General features: G+C 70.6%; 15 protein-coding genes. 7 read left to right on the top strand and 8 right to left on the bottom strand.

What is annotated here, in order from left to right:
- Nucleotides 1-365 precede the first annotated feature (365 nt).
- Nucleotides 366-1,346 (top strand): transcription initiation factor IIB, encoded by a 981-nt coding sequence (locus IEX91_RS10125; RefSeq protein WP_188878747.1) that lies wholly within the window; start codon nucleotides 366-368, stop codon nucleotides 1,344-1,346.
- A 129-nt stretch (nucleotides 1,347-1,475) separates the two neighbouring features.
- Here the strand turns inward: IEX91_RS10125 and IEX91_RS10130 are convergent, their stop codons facing one another.
- Entirely contained in the window at nucleotides 1,476-2,027 is a 552-nt protein-coding gene (locus IEX91_RS10130) for a DUF1684 domain-containing protein (RefSeq protein ID WP_188878748.1), read from the bottom strand.
- 77 nt (nucleotides 2,028-2,104) lie between these two features.
- Between IEX91_RS10130 and rtcA the strand changes: the two genes are divergently transcribed.
- Nucleotides 2,105-3,145 carry an RNA 3'-terminal phosphate cyclase gene (gene rtcA, locus IEX91_RS10135; protein WP_188878749.1) on the top strand — a complete coding sequence of 347 codons (1,041 nt, stop codon included), beginning with the start codon at nucleotides 2,105-2,107 and terminating at the stop codon, nucleotides 3,143-3,145.
- Here rtcA and IEX91_RS10140 read toward each other — a convergent pair.
- The 3 genes from IEX91_RS10140 to ppc form a co-directional block, all read right to left on the bottom strand.
- Nucleotides 3,135-3,914 (bottom strand): ABC transporter permease, encoded by a 780-nt coding sequence (locus IEX91_RS10140; protein WP_188878750.1) that lies wholly within the window; start codon nucleotides 3,912-3,914, stop codon nucleotides 3,135-3,137. The genes rtcA and IEX91_RS10140 overlap by 11 nt on opposite strands.
- Nucleotides 3,911-4,942 carry an ABC transporter ATP-binding protein gene (locus tag IEX91_RS10145; protein WP_188878751.1) on the bottom strand — a complete coding sequence of 344 codons (1,032 nt, stop codon included), beginning with the start codon at nucleotides 4,940-4,942 and terminating at the stop codon, nucleotides 3,911-3,913. The genes IEX91_RS10140 and IEX91_RS10145 overlap by 4 nt, the downstream gene beginning before the upstream one ends.
- A gap of 234 nt (nucleotides 4,943-5,176) precedes the next feature.
- On the bottom strand, nucleotides 5,177-7,894 hold the full coding sequence (gene ppc, locus IEX91_RS10150; protein WP_188878752.1) for a phosphoenolpyruvate carboxylase: 2,718 nt from the start codon (nucleotides 7,892-7,894) through the stop codon (nucleotides 5,177-5,179).
- 283 nt (nucleotides 7,895-8,177) lie between these two features.
- Here ppc and IEX91_RS10155 point away from each other — a divergent pair, with 283 nt between their 5' ends.
- The gene (locus IEX91_RS10155) at nucleotides 8,178-8,783 is read left to right on the top strand and encodes a HalX domain-containing protein (protein ID WP_188878754.1); all 606 of its coding nucleotides are present in this window, start codon (nucleotides 8,178-8,180) and stop codon (nucleotides 8,781-8,783) included.
- A 3-nt stretch (nucleotides 8,784-8,786) separates the two neighbouring features.
- On the opposite strand, the gene IEX91_RS10160 is transcribed toward IEX91_RS10155, so the two are convergent.
- On the bottom strand, nucleotides 8,787-10,580 hold the full coding sequence (locus tag IEX91_RS10160) for a DUF7261 family protein (protein ID WP_188878756.1): 1,794 nt from the start codon (nucleotides 10,578-10,580) through the stop codon (nucleotides 8,787-8,789).
- A gap of 127 nt (nucleotides 10,581-10,707) precedes the next feature.
- On the opposite strand from IEX91_RS10160, the gene IEX91_RS10165 reads away from it, so the two are divergent.
- Nucleotides 10,708-11,625: a ketopantoate reductase family protein gene (locus tag IEX91_RS10165; protein ID WP_188878757.1), complete on the top strand. Its 918-nt coding sequence runs from the start codon at nucleotides 10,708-10,710 to the stop codon at nucleotides 11,623-11,625.
- On the opposite strand, the gene IEX91_RS10170 is transcribed toward IEX91_RS10165, so the two are convergent.
- From IEX91_RS10170 to IEX91_RS10180, 3 genes are all read right to left on the bottom strand, one after another.
- Complete coding sequence (locus IEX91_RS10170; RefSeq protein ID WP_188878759.1) at nucleotides 11,595-12,179, bottom strand: DUF6663 family protein; 585 nt, start codon at nucleotides 12,177-12,179, stop codon at nucleotides 11,595-11,597. The genes IEX91_RS10165 and IEX91_RS10170 overlap by 31 nt on opposite strands.
- A 61-nt stretch (nucleotides 12,180-12,240) precedes the next feature.
- On the bottom strand, nucleotides 12,241-13,419 hold the full coding sequence (locus IEX91_RS10175; protein WP_188878760.1) for an MFS transporter: 1,179 nt from the start codon (nucleotides 13,417-13,419) through the stop codon (nucleotides 12,241-12,243).
- Nucleotides 13,416-13,679, bottom strand: coding sequence for a hypothetical protein (locus tag IEX91_RS10180; protein ID WP_188878762.1), 264 nt, complete (start codon nucleotides 13,677-13,679; stop codon nucleotides 13,416-13,418). Before IEX91_RS10180 ends, IEX91_RS10175 begins: the two co-directional genes overlap by 4 nt.
- 123 nt (nucleotides 13,680-13,802) lie before the next feature.
- Here IEX91_RS10180 and IEX91_RS10185 point away from each other — a divergent pair, with 123 nt between their 5' ends.
- The 3 genes from IEX91_RS10185 to IEX91_RS10195 all read left to right on the top strand — a co-directional run bounded on the left by IEX91_RS10185 (nucleotide 13,803) and on the right by IEX91_RS10195 (nucleotide 16,255).
- Nucleotides 13,803-14,912: a M24 family metallopeptidase gene (locus tag IEX91_RS10185; RefSeq protein WP_188878763.1), complete on the top strand. Its 1,110-nt coding sequence runs from the start codon at nucleotides 13,803-13,805 to the stop codon at nucleotides 14,910-14,912.
- A 43-nt stretch (nucleotides 14,913-14,955) separates the two neighbouring features.
- Entirely contained in the window at nucleotides 14,956-15,396 is a 441-nt protein-coding gene (locus IEX91_RS10190) for an acyl-CoA thioesterase (RefSeq protein ID WP_188878765.1), read from the top strand.
- Nucleotides 15,397-15,577: 181 nt separating this feature from the next.
- Nucleotides 15,578-16,255, top strand: a complete 678-nt coding sequence (locus tag IEX91_RS10195; protein WP_188878766.1) for a phosphoglycolate phosphatase — start codon at nucleotides 15,578-15,580, stop codon at nucleotides 16,253-16,255.

Below are 16,255 nucleotides of genomic sequence, written 5' to 3' on the forward strand. Positions count from 1 at the left end.
CTCCCGTGTCGTCGCTGCGCTCTTCGCACCAGCGTTGCGAACCCGTTTTCGGCGTACCTATACGGCTCATCGCCACCGGTGCGATTTCCGGTTTGACAGACCTACCGCTCTCCCTCGCGCGGCGGCTGACCGTGGGACCGTCTGCCACGATAAACATATAAGAATACCGGTCGAGTGACAGCGATCGTCGAGACGACGAAACGCCTCTCAGGCGACTCTAAGGGACCTGTAGTGGGTGTTAGTAGATACCACTGTCCGCTGCCATTACCGAAGGGTTTAAGTACTTGTCGACCTTATCTGTGGTTAGGAACCGCCGGTCGGAGGAACTTATACATTCTTCTCCTACCGGATCCGGAGTATCCATCATGAGCGACACCACGATCCGCACGTACACCAGCGACAGTCAGCGAACAGAGCGCACGACCGAGGAGACGACCGACGAGCGAACCGACGTCGACGTCTGTCCCGAGTGTGGCGGCACGCTCCGCACCGACGAGACCCACGGCGAGACCGTCTGCGCCGACTGTGGTCTCGTCGTCGAGGAGGACGGCATCGACCGGGGGCCGGAGTGGCGGGCGTTCAACAGCCAGGAGAAGGACCAGAAATCGCGCGTCGGCGCCCCGACGACGAACATGATGCACGACAAGGGGCTCTCGACCAACATCGGCTGGCAGAACAAGGACGCCTACGGCAACTCGCTGTCGAGCCGCCAGCGCCAGAAGATGCAGCGCCTGCGCACCTGGAACGAGCGCTTCCGCACCCGCAACAGCAAGGAGCGGAACCTGAAGCAGGCGCTCGGCGAGATCGAGCGCATGGCCAGCGCCCTCGGCCTCCCCAAGGAGGTCCGGGAGACCGCGTCGGTCATCTACCGCCGCGCGCTCGACGAGGACCTCCTCCCCGGTCGCTCCATCGAGGGCGTCGCCACCGCCGCCCTCTACGCGGCGGCGCGTCAGATGCAGACCCCGCGCTCGCTCGACGAAGTCGCCACCGTCTCGCGCATCGACGACATGGAGTTCAAGCGGACCTACCGCTACATCGTCCGCGAGCTCAACCTCGAAGTCGCCCCCGCCGACCCCGCGAGCTACGTCCCGCGCTTCGTCAGCGAACTCGACCTCAGCGACGAGGTCGAGCGTCAGGCCCGCGACCTCCTGAAGACCGCCGGCGACCAGGGGGTCACAAGCGGTAAGTCCCCGGTCGGCCTCGCCGCCGCCGCGATCTACGCCGCGAGCCTGCTCGCCAACCAGAAGGTCACGCAGAGCGAGGTCAGCGAGGTGACGGACGTCTCCGAGGTCACGATCCGCAACCGCTACCAGGAGCTCCTCGAAGCCGCCGAGAACGCGGCGTAAGCGGATCTCCGGTGTCCTCCGCGCGGCCCCGCGCCGTGTGACGGCTCGTCGCACGCGTTCGATTCGTCTTCTCCCGACGCCATCGCGCGTAGCGACGGCTCTCTCCCTCTTACTCACTCACCGCCACTCTCACTCCCGAGTGCGCTCGCCCGCCTCGACCGGGACGCTCACGCGGTTCTCCGCGGGCGGCACGACGCACGCGAACCCGTCGTCGTACGCGCAGAAGGGACTGTACGCGGTGTTGAAGTCGACTATCACGTCGTCCCCGGTCTCGAACGCCTCGACGTCGAGTTCGAGGTATCGTCCCCGCTCGTACGTGGCCTCGCCGTTCGTCGGGTCCGTGAACGGGACGAAGAGTCCCTCCTGCGCGGGCGCGGCGTACGCTTCGAGGACGTGGTGTTCGTCCGCGAGCGTGAAGCCGATCGTCGCGGCGCGCTCGTAGGTCCGATCCGGGCCGGCCGTCGTCGCCAACTCGATTTCCTCGCGTTCGCTCGGGACCTGGATCCGGCCGACGACGCGGTAGTCGGGATCGGGCGCGTAGTAGTCGAGGCCGTCGAAGGCGTCGCGCTCGCCGGGCGGGATCGGCGACTGGGGATGCTCGGCGAGGAACTCGTCTTTCTCCGCGCGGTACTCGGCGATGCGCTCGCGCCACGCGCGCTCGTCGAAGTCGGATTCGGGCATACGCTCCGTACCGTCTCCGCCGCGGTAAGGCGTGCGGTAGCGGCGCGCTTTTGTCCCGCCCGCGCGAGCGGCGAGACGTGCGCTCGATCTCCGGTGCCGACGGCGGCGGCCAGCTCGTCCGGAGCGCCGCCGCGTTCGCCTGCCTGAGCGGTCACGCCGTCGAGGTGACGGACGTCCGCGCCGCCCGTGAGTCGCCCGGCCTGAAACGCCAGCACGTCGCGGCGCTGGACGCCCTCGCCGCGATCACCGACGCCGATCTCGACGGCGCGAGCGTCGGCTCCGAACGCGTGACGATCGATCCCGGGCCCGTGACGGGCGGCGCGGCGCGCGTCGAGATCGGAACGGCGGGGAGCGTCCCGCTCGTCTTCGACGCCGTCCTCCCGCTGGCCGCGCGCCTCGATTCCGCCTTCGAGCTGACCGTCACCGGCGGAACGGACGTCCGCTGGGCGCCGCCGCTCGATTACCTCGCCCGCGTGAAACTCCCGCTCCTCCGAGCGCACGGCCTCGAGGCCACGGTCACCCCCGATCGCCGCGGCTTCTACCCCGCGGGCGGTGGCGCGGCGACGCTGACGCTTCGCCCCTCCGAGATCGACCCGCTGGTGCTCCCCTCGCGCGGTCCCCGGCGGGCGATCGACGTCCGCTCGGTGGCGAGCGCGTCGCTGGCCGACGCGGACGTGGCGCAGCGCCAGGCGGACGCCGCGAGCGAGGCGGTGCCGGGCGACGTCTCGACGACGGTCACGTCGGCGGAAACGGACTCCCCGGGATCGGTGGTGACGCTCGTCGCCCGGTACGCGGAGACGCGCGCGGGCTTCTCGGCGCTCGGTGAGCGGGGGAAACCCGCCGAAGACGTCGCCCGCGAGGCCGTCGCCGCCTTCGAGGGCTTCGACGCGACGGCGGCGAGCGTCGACGCCCACCTCGCGGATCAGCTCCTCCCGTTCGCGGCGCTCGCGGGCGGCGCGTACGTCGCGCCCGAGCGGAGCGATCACCTGGAGACGCACGCCGACCTGCTCGACGCGTTCGGGGTCGACGTGACGATCGGGGAGGAAGCCAGAGGCGACGACGGCGACGCGGACGACGAGTGCGTGCGGGTGCGCGTCGCGCCGCGCCTCAGTCGGTGAGGCCGTATCCGCGCTTGAACAGCGCGACGTCGACGGCGAGCACGACGACGGTGAGGGCGACGAGGACGCCGAGCGCCTCGTTGACCGGGATGTCAGAGACGCCGAGCACGCCGTAGCGGACGCCGTTCACCATGTAGACCATCGGGTTGAGGTAAGAGGCGGTGAGCGCCGCGCCGCTGAGGGCGTCGAGGCTGTAGAAGACCCCGCCGAAGAAGACGAGCGGCCGGAGGATAAACTGATTGAGCACCGTGAGGTGATCGAAGTCGTCGGCGACGAGGCCGCCGATGACGCCGAGACCCGCGAACAGCGTGGCGATCACGAGCAGGAAGACGACGGCGTACGCGGGGTTGGCGAGCGAGTGGACGGGCGTGAAGACCGCGCCGATGACCGCGATGAGCACGCCGATGATGATCCCGCGCAGCGCCGAGGAGGCGACGTAGCTGAACACCATCGAGCGGTAGGAGAGCGGCGACGTCAGCGGCTCGTGGATGTACTCGTTCCACCGGCCGTGGAAGATCGAGAACGAGGCGTTCTCGAAGGCGTTCCCGATCGCGCCCAGCACGACGAGGCCGGGGAGGATGAACTGGATGTAGGGGACGCCGCGGATCTCCTGGATCCGCGAGCCGAGGATGACGCCGAAGACGGAGAAGTAGAGGACGTTCGTGATGAAGGGCGGGAGGAAGGTGTTCCAGGGCCGCCGGAGGAAACGCAGGATCTCGCGCTTCGTGAGCGTCTTCGTCCCCGTTGAGAACAGGCGGCTCTCGCTCATCGGCTCGCCTCCGCGGTGACGCGGTCGCCCGCGCCTTCGCCGTCGTCGCCGTCACCGGTCTCCGCGCTGTCGCTCGCCGCTTCGTGGCTCTCCGCGTCGGCGTCCGCGCCCGCCTCGCGGCGCGTCAGGTCGACGAACACCTCTTCGAGCGAGGTGCGCTCGATGTCGATGTCGAGCGGGGTGTGACCCGCGGCTTCGAGTTGCCGGAGGACGCTCGGAACAACCTCGCTCGCGCTCGTCGCGCGAACGCGGATCGCGTCGCCCTCGACCGCGACGCGCTCGATCCGCTCGTCGTCGAGGGCGGGCGCGTCCCCGATCGCGCTCTCGCAGTAGACGGTGAGGGTGTCGCTTCCCTTCTCGGTGAGCTCGTCCGGGGTCGCGACCGTCACCTTCCGTCCCGAGTCGATGATGGCGACCTCGTCGCAGAGGCGTTCGGCCTCCTCGATGTAGTGCGTGGTGAGGAGGATCGTCGTCCCCTCGTCGTTCAGGTCGGTGATGACCTCCCAGAGGTCGTGGCGCAACTCGACGTCGACGCCCGCGGTCGGTTCGTCGAGGATGAGGAGGTCGGGGTCGGTGACGAGCGCGCGGGCGAGCATGAAGCGCCGTTTCATCCCACCCGAGAGCCAGTCGAAGCGGACGTCGCGCTTGTCGTAGATGCCGACGCGCTTGAGCGCCTCGGCGGCGCGTTCCTCGGCCTCGGCCTCGGGGATCCCGTGGTAGCCGGCCTTGTGGTGGAGGACCTCCTCGATGGGGAAGAAGCGATCGACGTTGAACTCCTGTGGGGCGAGCCCGATGGCGTCGCGTGCGCCCTGATAGTCCTCCTCGACGTCGTTGCCGAAGACTTCCGCGCGGCCGCCGGTCTTGCGGACGAGGCCGACGAGGACGTTGATGAACGTCGTCTTCCCCGCGCCGTTCGGCCCGAGGAGACCGAAGAACGACCCCTCGGGGACCGTGAGGTCGAGACCGTCGAGCGCCTGGACGTCGCCGTAGTCCTTCTCCAGACCCTCGACGCGGATGGCTGGTGGCATTCGTGTCCGAATGGAGGCGACGGGCCGGATTAAGACCGGCGGAACCCGGGGCATAACGCCGAGAACCGCGGGACCGAGTCACACGCACTCGGCCGTCGCGTTCGAGACGGTGTCCCGTCGGACCGTCCGGACCGCGCGCCGCGCTCGGTGGCGATCGCGGGTCGCCGTGCTCTCCGCTCGCCGCTCCCCGCCCCCGCTCGCCGTTCGGCGGGGCCTCCCTCCGCTCGGTCCCGCCTACCCCGTGTTCTTCATCCCGGCCGCGATCCCCTTCACGGTGAGGCGCAGCGTCCGCTCGGCCTCGTCCGTGCGGTGGGTCTGTCGGAGGAGCGAGACCTGGAGGGCGTTGAGCGGGTCGACGTAGGGGTTGCGGCGTTCGAGGCTCTCGGCGAGCCAGTCGCGCGCGACGAGCTCCTCGGACTCCAGCACGTCGAGGACGCCCTCGCTCGCGCGTTCGTACTCCGCCTCGATCGTGGGGAAGATCCGCTCGCGGAGGTCCGGTTCGGCGAGCGCGGCGTACTCGGCCGCGACCTCCATCTCGGTGCGCGCGAGCGCCATCGACGCGTTGTCGATCGTCGTGCGGAAGAAGGGCCACGCCTCGTACATCTCGCGGAGCGTCTCGACGTCGCCGCCCGCGTCGAGATAGGCTTCGATGCCGGTCCCGAGGCCGAACCAGCCGGGGACGACGCAGCGCGATTGCGTCCACGAGAACACCCACGGGATCGCGCGCAGGTCCTCGACGCTGCGCTCCGCGGAGCGACTCGCGGGCCGCGACCCCATGTTCAGCTCCTCGATGACGGTGATCGGCGTCGCCTGCTCGAAGTAGGAGACGAACCCCTCGGTGTCGAGGAGGTCCCGATAGGCCTCGTGGGCCGCGGGTGCCATCGTCTCCATCGCCTCGATCCAGTCGGGATCGATGGCGTCGCCCCGATCGGACGCGGCGTCGCGCTCGCCCCGGTCGACCGCGTCGTAGCGCGCCCGGATCTGGGCGTTCAGCATCTGTTCGAGGTTCCGCTCGGCGATGTAGGGGTTGCCGTACGTGTCGGCGATGGACTCGCCCTGTTGGGTGAACTTCACCTCGCCGGTGACGGTCTCGGGCGGGAGGGCGAGGAGGGCCTCGTTCATCGGGCCGCCGCCGCGGGAGATCGAGCCCCCGCGGCCGTGGAAGAGCCGTAACTCGACGCCGAGGTCGTCCGTGATGTCGGCGAGCTTCCGCTGGGCCTCGTTGAGCGCCCAGTTCGCGGCGAGGAAGCCGTTCTCCTTGTTCGAATCGGAGTAGCCGAGCATGACCTCCTGGACGTTCCCGCGGGCCTCCACGGCGGCGCTGTAGGCCTCGTTGTCGAAGAGGGTTTCCATGGTCTCGCGGGCGTTCCCGAGCGCGGATTCGGTTTCGAGCAGGGGGACGACGTCGAGTCCGCAGTGCTCGGGGAGGTCGACGACGCCCGCCTGATCCGCGAAGAAGAGCACTTCGAGGACGTGGCTCGGACGCTCGGTCATGCTGATGCAGTAGGTGTCGATGGCGGCCTCGCCGTACTCGGCGTGCCAGTCGGCGAGCGCGTCGAAGCGCGAGCAGACGCGCGTCGCGTCCTCGGAGAGCTCCTCGGTGTCGGCCAGATCGAGGACGGGGTCCGCCTGGAGCATCGCCTCGGTGAGGAACTCGACGCGCTCGTCCTCGTCCATTCCCGCGTAATCGATGCCCTCGCGTTCGAGGGCCTCCTCCAGGGTGTCGGTGTGCATCTCCTGGTGGTCGCGGAGGTCGAGGCTGGCGAGGTGGAACCGGAAGGTCCTGACCTGTCGTTCGAGGGGATCGAGGTACTCGTCGGCGATGCGGTCAGCGCCGTTGGCGCGCAGCGCGTCCTCGACGACGTCGATGTCGGCGAGGAACTCGTCGGCGTCGTCGTACCCTCCGGGACGGACGTCCGCGATGCGCCCGAGGCGGCGCCACATGACGAGCACCTTCTGACGGAGCGGTTCGTCCGGGTAGCGTTCGCGGGTCTCGGCGACGAGCGACGGCACGCGCTCCGCGTCGCGGTTGAGCGACGCCTCGACGCTCCCGAGGTCCATGCGCGAGGCGTCTTGGCTGAGCACGCCGGAGACGTCGTCGAGCGTCTCGCGGTATTTCTCGACGGCGATGTGACGCTGGCGCTCTAAGGTCTTGCTCGTCACCTCGGGGGTGACGTAGGGGTTGCCGTCGCGGTCGCTCCCCGCCCACGAGCGGAAGTCGAGGATCTCGGGGACGGCCGGTGGATCGTCGTACTGCTCGGCGAGCGTGTCCTCGATGCGCGCGTACACCTCGGGGACCTGATCGAAGATGACGTTCGCGAGGTACCAGTGGACGTTCCGGGCCTCGTCGAAGGGCTCGGGGCGGCGATCGCGTACCTGCTTGGTGGTCCAGACGCTCTCGACGAGCGCGCCGAGGCGCGCGAGCTTGTTCGCCTGCTCGCGCTCGGTGAGACGGTGTTGATCGAGCTCTTCGAGGAGGTCGGTGACGCGGACGAGCGTCGCCTTCACGGTCTTTCGACGGGCCTCCGTCGGGTGGGCGGTGAAGGTGGGGACGACGCGGACCGCGTCGAGGACGTCGGCGACGTCGTCCGCGCTCGCGCCCCGATCGGCGAGCGTCTCGACGGCGGCGGGGAGGCCGTCCGCGAGCGTCCCGGCGTCCTCGCCCTCGCGGAGCGAGCGGACACGTTCGCGCTCCTCGGCGAGGTTCACGAGCTCGAAATAGGTGGTGAACGCGCGAGCGACCGAGGCGTTGACGTCCTCGTCGTTCGACTCGACGATCCGCTGGAGCGCCTCCCGGCTCGACGCCTCTCCGCGTCGATAGGCGATCGCCGCCGTTCGGGCGTCCTCGACGGCCTCGAACGCCGCCGACGAGGCGTGTCGCTCGACGGCGTCGCCGAGCAACTCTCCGAGTTCGCGGACGTCCTGTCGAACGCTCCGTCCGTGTAGTTCCATGCCACGGTAGTCCGCGGCGTGATCCCTATAAAGCACCGACTTCTCCCAGTATTGCCACGGTCCCGAGTTAATTCTGTGGCGCCCGTCGTGTCACACCCGTTTCGACCGTTCGGCTCCGCGGTGACGGGTGAAGTCGCGCCGACGACTCACGCGCCGTCCGCGTGCGTCGCCTGCGCACACCCGGGTTTCTCCTCGCGCGGCCACGCGCCAAAGCCTAAAGACTATACTTCGGGACTGCCACACTAGAGCCACCGCAGTATCCCCCGTCCTCACTCCCCCCACCATGTCATCCGACGACGACCCGGACCACGGCGCCGACTCCGACGCGGACGAGCGCGGTCCTCCGACTGTTCTCGCCGTCGACGACGATCAGGACCTCGCCGACACGTACGCCATCTGGCTCCGCGACGACTACGACGTCCGCACCGCGTACGACGGCGAGAGCGCCATGGAGACGATCGACGAGTCGGTCGACGTCGTCCTCCTCGATCGACGGATGCCCGACATGTCCGGCGGCGAGGTGCTCGAATCGATCCGCGACGCCGGCTACGACGTCCGCGTCTCAATGCTCACCGCCGTCGAACCGGACGTCGACATCGTCGACATGGGGTTCGACGAATACCTCGTGAAGCCGGTCACGCGCCAGGACGTCGTCGACGTCGTCGAGCGCCTGCTCGCGCGTGCCGACTACGACGACGAGGTGCAGGAGTACTTCGCCGTCTCCGAGAAGATCGCCACCCTCGAAGCCGAACTCTCCCCGGAGGAACGCGCCGACAGCGACGAGTACCAGCGGCTCGAACGACGCAAGGACGAACTCAAGGACACCGTCGACGAGGCGCTGATGGAGGTCCAAGACTTCGAGGACGCGTTCCGCGAGATCGAAGGGTAGGCGTTACGCGACGCCGGTCGCCTTGCTTCCGAGGACTTCCTCCCCGGTCGCGTTGCGTAGCGGCTCTGTCATCGCCGTCCCGGTCACGTTGTCCGCGTACATCAGGTGACTGTTCGTGTTCACGTAGACGATCTCAAGCGCGCGGTCGCCGTCGATGTCGTAGGCAGTTATGGGCGATTTGGCGACGCCGCCCGAGACTATTTTCTCGTTCGTTCCGTCACGCACGTCGACGAGATTGAGGTTACCCGAGCCGTCGACGCGGGGCACCCGCGCGACCCCGTCGCCGTCGAAATCCGTCGGTTGAGATGCGCCGACACCCTGATTCTGCGCCGCCTTCCCGTTCGAGATCTGCGTCGCTTTCCCGCCCTCCGGCTGGTAGACGTACTGCTCTTGGCTACCGCCGACGAACACCAGTTCGTTCTCCCCGTCGCCGTCGACGTCGCCGATTCCGCTGACGCCGTCGACGCCACCGTTGGCGCTGTTGTCAAGCACGACGGTCGGGTTCTCGCTGGGGGCGACTCGGTACACCCGTCCGTCGCCGGGCTTCGTGTAGAATATCGACGGCCCGGTACCGTTCCAGTAGCCGACGGCGAGTAGCGACTTGGTGTGATCGACGTCGGTCGCGATTCTCGTCGTCCCACTTTCGTTAGTGAGGGAGAGCGCGCCGGAGCTATCGACGTACGGGGTATCGAGGACGTCGTCGCCCGTGAAGTCGTACTCGCGCGGACCGATCACGGTCGCGTCCGTCGGCGAGAAGCGTCGCGGATCGACGCCCGTCGCGTTCGTCACCGCGAGGTTCGTCGGCGCGTCGTTGTACGTGAAGACGATGCCCCCGGGGGGCCCGAAGACGCCGTACTCGGACGCCAGTCCGTTCGGCCCCGCGCCGAACGCGTCCGGCGCGACGCGCAGTCCGGTCTCGTACGTCACGTCCGGGCCGACGTAGGTCGCGTGCAGCGTCGTCGCGTAGACGGCGTCGACGGCGTACGGCGAGCGATCGGTCGTCGTCTGGTAGTCGTCCGCCGACGTGACGCCGCCCGCACCCGTGTCGTTCGCGACGGCGACGTACTTCCCGACCGCCCGATCGCCGTTCGCGATCGAGACTTGCGTGACGTTCGGGCCGTCGTAGAACGCGAGCTCGTCCGTCTCTCGGCCGTCGACGCTCCCGTTCGAGAAGTTGATCGTCGCGGGAGTCGAGAAGCCGTCGGACACGGTGTCTTCCTCGGTGGTGTCGTTGAGGACGACGCCGGTCCCGTCGTCGTAGATCTCGACCGGCGTCGTCAGTCCCCCATCTAGGGTCACGTTGACGCGAAGCGGGCGGTCGGCGCTCGTCTCGCTCGCGTTCGTGACCGTCAGCCGGAACCCGCGGACGCCGTCCGCGCTCTCGATCGGCGTCCAGTTGCCGCTCCCGGAGGCGTTGGTGAAGCGGCGCGCGTCGTCCTGGTGAACGCTCGTCCCCTCCTCGACGGTGCGCACCGAAACGTTCACGAGCGTCCCGTGCGCCCCGTACTGCTTCGTGAGCGAGTCGGACCAGTTCCCGGCGATCCCGTCCTCGACGGTCTCGTCGACTCCGGGACCGTACTCCCGATAGTTCGCCTCGGAGACGAGTCCGCGGACGCCGTCCTCGACGGCGCGTTCGTACGCGATGGCGTCGCTCCCGTCGGCGGTCGGTTTCGTCGCCAGGTACTGCGTGAAGACGAGGCTGTTGAGGACGAGTGCGAGCGCGACGAGCGCGACGGCGATGCCGATGCCGGCGATGAGGATGAGCTGGCCCCGCTCGTCGCCGCGCGGTTCGTCCATTCGTGCACTCCGTTGTCGACCCGCCGGGAAATAGCTTCCCGCCCCGACGTCGACGCCGCCGACCCGACCTCGGTGTCGGACACACGACACCGCAAGGCTCACCCGCCGACGCCGCGAGGTGACGGGTATGCACGTCGGGGTGCTCGGCGCGGGGTCGATGGGATCGCTGTTCGCGGGTCTGCTCGCGGCGGACGGGGCGGCGACGACCCTGCTCGCCCACGAGGGACCACACGTCGACGCGATCCGGGAGCGCGGTCTCCGGATCGAGTGCGTCGACGGCTCGTCCGACGCCGTCGGCGTCGAGGTCGTCACCGACCCCGCGGCCGCGCCGTCCCTCGACGCCGCGCTGGTGTTCGTCAAGAGCCACGCGACCGCCGACGCCGCCGACGAGTGGCGCGGCGCGCTCGCGGACGCGCACGTCGCCACGCTCCAGAACGGCCTCGGAAACGCTGAGACGCTGGCCGGCCGCTTCGAGTCGGTGCTCGCGGGGACGACGAGCCACGGCGCGGTCGTGGCGGACCCCGGCGTCGTCCGGCACGCGGGCGTCGGCGACACCCGTCTCGGTCGGTGGGACGGACCCACCGACGACGCGCCCGCTCGCCTCGCCGCGACGCTCTCCGTTGCGGGGATCGACACCGCAGTCGTCACGGACCCGCGGACGGCGCTCTGGCACAAGGTGCTCGTGAACGTCGGAATCAACGCGTCGACGGCGCTCGCGCGCGTCGAGAACGGCGCGCTCGCGGAGCACGCGTCCGGCAGTCGCCTCCTCCGGCGCGCCGTCGCCGAGGCCGCGCGGGTGGCCCGCGCCGAGGGCGTCGACGTCGGCGATCCGATCGCGGAGGCGGTGACGGTCGCCGAGCGGACGGCGTCGAACGTCTCCTCGATGCGCCAGGACGTCGAGGCGGGACGCGAGACGGAGATCGAGGCGCTCCACGGCGCGGTGGTCGCGCGCGCGGCCGAGCACGACCTCCCCGCGCCGGTGAATCGGACGCTCGCGGATCTCGTGCGTCTCGCTCAGGCGGCGTCGGAGCGCGGACACCCGTAAGTGTCGCGGACGGTGTCGGCGAGGACGCCGCTCTTCTCGGCGACGAGGTAGACGAGGACGAAGCCGTGCGTCGCGGGGCGGAGGACGAAGACCTCGTTCGGGGCGTCGAAGCCCGCCTCGCCGTCGCGGAACCGTTCGAGGAGGGGTTCGAGCGGCGCGGTGCCGTCGCGGAGTTCGGCGTAGACGTCGCGCTCGCCGGCCTGTTCGGCGAAGGTGTAGACGGCGCCGTTCGGTTCGCCCGACTGGTCGTAAGTCGGGCGGGCGTTGACGCCGCTGTTCTCGTGACGCGCTTCCTCCCACGTGTCGAGGGCGGCCTCGAAGAGGTTGGCGACGCCGTCCGCGTACGCGAAGAGCGTGCGGTCCGTGACCTCGTGAGCGGCGACGCGCGCGGCCCCGTCGTCCCACGCGAGGTCACCGTCGAAGCGGTAGCCGGGGCGTAGCGACTCGGTGGGCGCGACGTCGACCACCGCGCCGTCGTCGAGGGAGACGCAGCGGAGGCGGCCGTCGGACGACCGCGAGCGAACGCGGTACGTCCCGGTCGTCGTGGGTGTCACAGACGAGGGGACGGGGGCGACGCGCAAAAGTCGCGCGGCTCGCCGGGTCCGATCCGGCGCGTCACTCCGCCGCGGCGAGGCGGCCGGCGACGAGCGCGAAGCCGACGCCGAGGGCGATGCAGACGGCGAGGAGGTCCCATCCGGCCGCGTAGCCCGCCGTGTCCGCGAGGTAGCCGAAAGCCGGTGGAATGACGAGGCCGCCACAGTTGAGCGTCGTCTGGCCGGCCGCGGTCGCCGCGCCGGACTCGCCCTCGCCGGCGAGGGCGACGAGCGCGCCGTGGTAGAGGCCGGTGACGCCGAGGACGCCGAGGCCGAGGACGGCGAACCCGACGGCCGCGCCCGGCATCGCCAAGAACGGGATCGCGGCCATCGTCACCGCACCGAGGCCGGACTGGGCGGCGAGGACGCGGATGGAGGCGATGGCGGCCGTCCCGCGCACGCGATCGGCGAGCGCGCCCACGCCGATCCGGCCGGCGCTCCCCGTGAGCTGGGTGACGCCGAGAACGACGCTGGCGACGGCCGCCGTCGCGGTCGTGTCCGCTTCTAAGTAGGGGACCGCGTACCCCGTCGTGGTGAAGACGCCGGCGCCGACGAAGAAGCCGCCGGCGGCGAGCGCCATCAGGGGGCGGTTCCCCCAGAGCGCGCCGACGTCCGGGAAGGAGAGCGACCCGGTGCCGCCGCTCCCCTCGTAGGAGACGAGGAAGCCGACGCCGACGACGGCCGCGGCGGCCGCGGCGACGCGGAAGCCGAGTTGCCATCCGAGCGCGTACGCGGCGAGGCCGGCGACGACGAACGCCGCGAGCGCGGAGCCGAGCGTGACGCCGACCTGCTTGATCCCGACGGCGAGGTTGTACGACCCCCGCGGGGCGCGCTCGGCGACCGCGACGTTCGTCGACGGCATCGCGGTCGCGTAGGCCGCGCCGAGGACGAAGACGGCGGCGAGCAGCGTCGCGTAACTGGTGGCGAGGGAGACGCCGAACGCCCCGAGGGCGAGACCGGCGAGGCCGGCGACCATCGCCGGCCGGTCGCCGTACGCGTCGACGAGCGCGCCCGCGGGGAAGAGCATGAGCGTGTAGCCGAGCGTGAGCGTCGTGATGACGAACCCGACTTCGACGCCCGAGAGGTGGAAGTCCGTCTGGAAGGCGTCCGTCGCGGGGAACGCCGAGTAGTAACAGAGGCTGGCGACGACCTGCCAGAGCGCGACGACGAGGACGCCGCGCCACCCGCGCTCGTCGCTCACCGCCGGGCCGAGAGGAGGACGGCGACTCCGGCGACGAACGCGAGGACGTACGCGGGGTGCGCGCTCACGTACCCGCCGACGCCGGCGGCGGCGAGCGCGAGGTCGCCGGCTTCGAGCGCGGCTCGCGCGCCCGCCCCGTCGCCGACCGCGGCCCACGCCGCGAAGTGGAGGAGGCCGACGCAGCCGACGACGCCGCCGAGGAACTCGCGCGAGCGCGATCCGATCGCCTCGAAGAACCGGGAGCCGAACGTAGAGCGCATCAGTGCGCGATCGGTCCGGCGGGAGCAAAAGCGTGATGGGACGCGCCTGAGCGGGTGTCGTCGGGCGGTTCGCGCGGTGGGCGCGTCGAGGGGTTCTTGCCCGCACCCGCCCAAGCGCGGCGTATGCGATCTCCCTTCGACCGGCGGACGCGCGCCGCGCGGGCGGCCCTCCGCGAGCGCGGCGCGGCGGCGTTCGCGCTCACGCCGGGCGCGAACACCGCGTACCTCGTGGACTACGCGGCCGACGCCGGCGAGCGCCACGCCTTCCTCTTCCTCCCGGCGCGCGGCGAGCCGATCCTCGTCGTGCCCGAGCTCGACGGGGCCCGAGCCCGTACCGACGCGGCCGTCGCCGACGTGCGGACGTGGGGCGACGCGGACGACCCGCTCGCGGTCGCGGGCGACGCGCTCGACGACTGCGGCGTCGCGGGCGGCGAGGTCCTGCTCGACCCCGAGATGGCCGCCCGCTTCGTCCTCGACCTCCAGGGGCTCAGACCCGATTGCGAGTTCGCCCTCGCGGACGGCGCGCTCGGACCGCTGCGGGCGCGGAAGGACGACGCGGAGATCGACGCCTTACGGCGCGCCGGCCGGGCGGCCGACCGGGCGATGCGCGACGTCCGCGGGTGGGGCGACGAGGCCGTCGGGCGCACGGAGCGCGAGCTCGCGCGCCGGATCGCGGCGCGCCTGGACGCACACGGCGGGCACGGGACGGCGTTCCCGACGATCGTCGCGTCGGGGCCGAACGCCGCGAACCCACACCACGATCCCGGCGAACGGGCGATCGAGGCGGGCGATCCCGTCACGCTCGATTTCGGCACGCGCGTCGACGGCTATCCGAGCGATCAGACCCGGACCGTCGTCTTCGCCGGCGACCCCCCGGCGGAGTACGCCGCGGCGCACGAGACCGTCCGCGACGCCCAGCGCGCGGCGGTCGACGCCGTCGAACCCGGCGTTCCGGCGCACGAGATCGACGCCGCGGCGCGCGACGTCATCGAGGCCGCGGGGTACGGCGACGCGTTCGTCCACCGAACCGGCCACGGGGTCGGCCTCGGCGTCCACGAGGCCCCGACCATCGTCGCGGGGAACGCGACGCCCTTAGAGGCGGGGATGGTCTTCAGCGTCGAACCCGGGATCTACGTCGAGGGCGCGTGGGGCGTCCGCGTCGAGGACCTCGTCGTCGTCACCGAGACGGGATGCGAGCGGCTGAACGACACGCCGCGCGGGTGGCGAATCTGACCGGCGACCGCGCTTTTACGGCTACCGCGCCCTCGGCACGGGTATGGCGACCGTCTCGGAGACCTACATCGAGAACCGAAACCGCGTCCAGCCGAACCACGCGAACAACTACGACGCCGTCCACGGCGGAAACGTCATGAAGTGGATGGACGAGGTCGGCGCGATGAGTGCGATGCGTCACGCCGGCGAGTCCTGTCTGACGGCGAGCATCGATCGGATGAACTTCATCCGGCCCGTCCCCGTCGGCGACATCGTCGTCATTCGGGCGTACGTCTACGACGTCGGCTCGACGAGCCTGAAGGTCCGCTTGCAGGCGTTCGCCGAGGACCCACGGACGGGCGAGCGCGAGCAGACGACCGAGTCCTCGTTCGTCTACGTCGCCGTCGACGAGGAGAACCGGCCGACGTCGGTGCCGGCGCTCGACGTCGAGAGCGGGCGCGACGAGGAGCTGCGCGCGGCGGCGCTGGAGAAGGAAGCGGAGTAGCGCGGCTCCGAGCGGCAGCGAGGAACCGCGTTAGGCGACCGGGGAGCCGTGCGGGACCGGCGGTCCCGCGTGTCCGTACGGGTGACTCAGGGGTCGCCCGTACGACGAATGCGACCCGTGGGCGTGCTCTCCCGTCGACGCATCCGCGGGGGTTTTGTCGGCGCGGGCCCGTCACTCGACCATGGTTCCACCCCTCGCCGTCGACATCGACGGCACGCTGACCGACGGGGCGGGCGCGATCGACCCGCGGGTGTTCGACGTCCTGCAGGCGTGGGCGTCGCCGGTCGTCGTGGCGACCGGGAAGGCCTTCCCGTACCCGGTGGCGCTCGCGCACTTCCTGGCGATCGAGCGCGCGGTGATCGCGGAGAACGGCGGCGTCTCGCTCGTCGGCGACGACCTCGTCGTGCACGGCGATCGCGCGGGCGCACAGCGCGTCGCGGACGCCTACCGAGACGAGGGGTACGACCTCGGGTGGGGCGGCATCGACCTGACGAACCGGTGGCGCGAGACGGAGGTGGCAGTGAGCCGCGACCGACCGCTCGCGCCCCTGCGACGCCTCGCGGAAGCCGAGGGTCTCGAAGTCGTCGACACGGGTTACGCCTACCACGTGAAGGCCCCGGACATCAGCAAGGGGCGCGCCTTGCGCGACGTCGCGGACCGCCTCGGCTACGACGTGACGGCGTTCGCGGCGGTCGGCGACTCGCGGAACGACGCGCACATGTTCGAGGAGGTGGGGGTGAGCTACGCGGTGGCGAACGCGGACGAGCACGCGCTCGGCGCGGCCGACCACGTGACCGAGGCGTCGTACGCCGACGGGCTCGTCGAGGCCGCAGAGGCCATCGCGGAGCGATCGGAGTAG

Origin of the sequence: Halarchaeum nitratireducens (assembly GCF_014647155.1) — an archaeon.
GTDB classification, from domain to species: Archaea; Halobacteriota; Halobacteria; order Halobacteriales; family Halobacteriaceae; genus Halarchaeum; species Halarchaeum nitratireducens.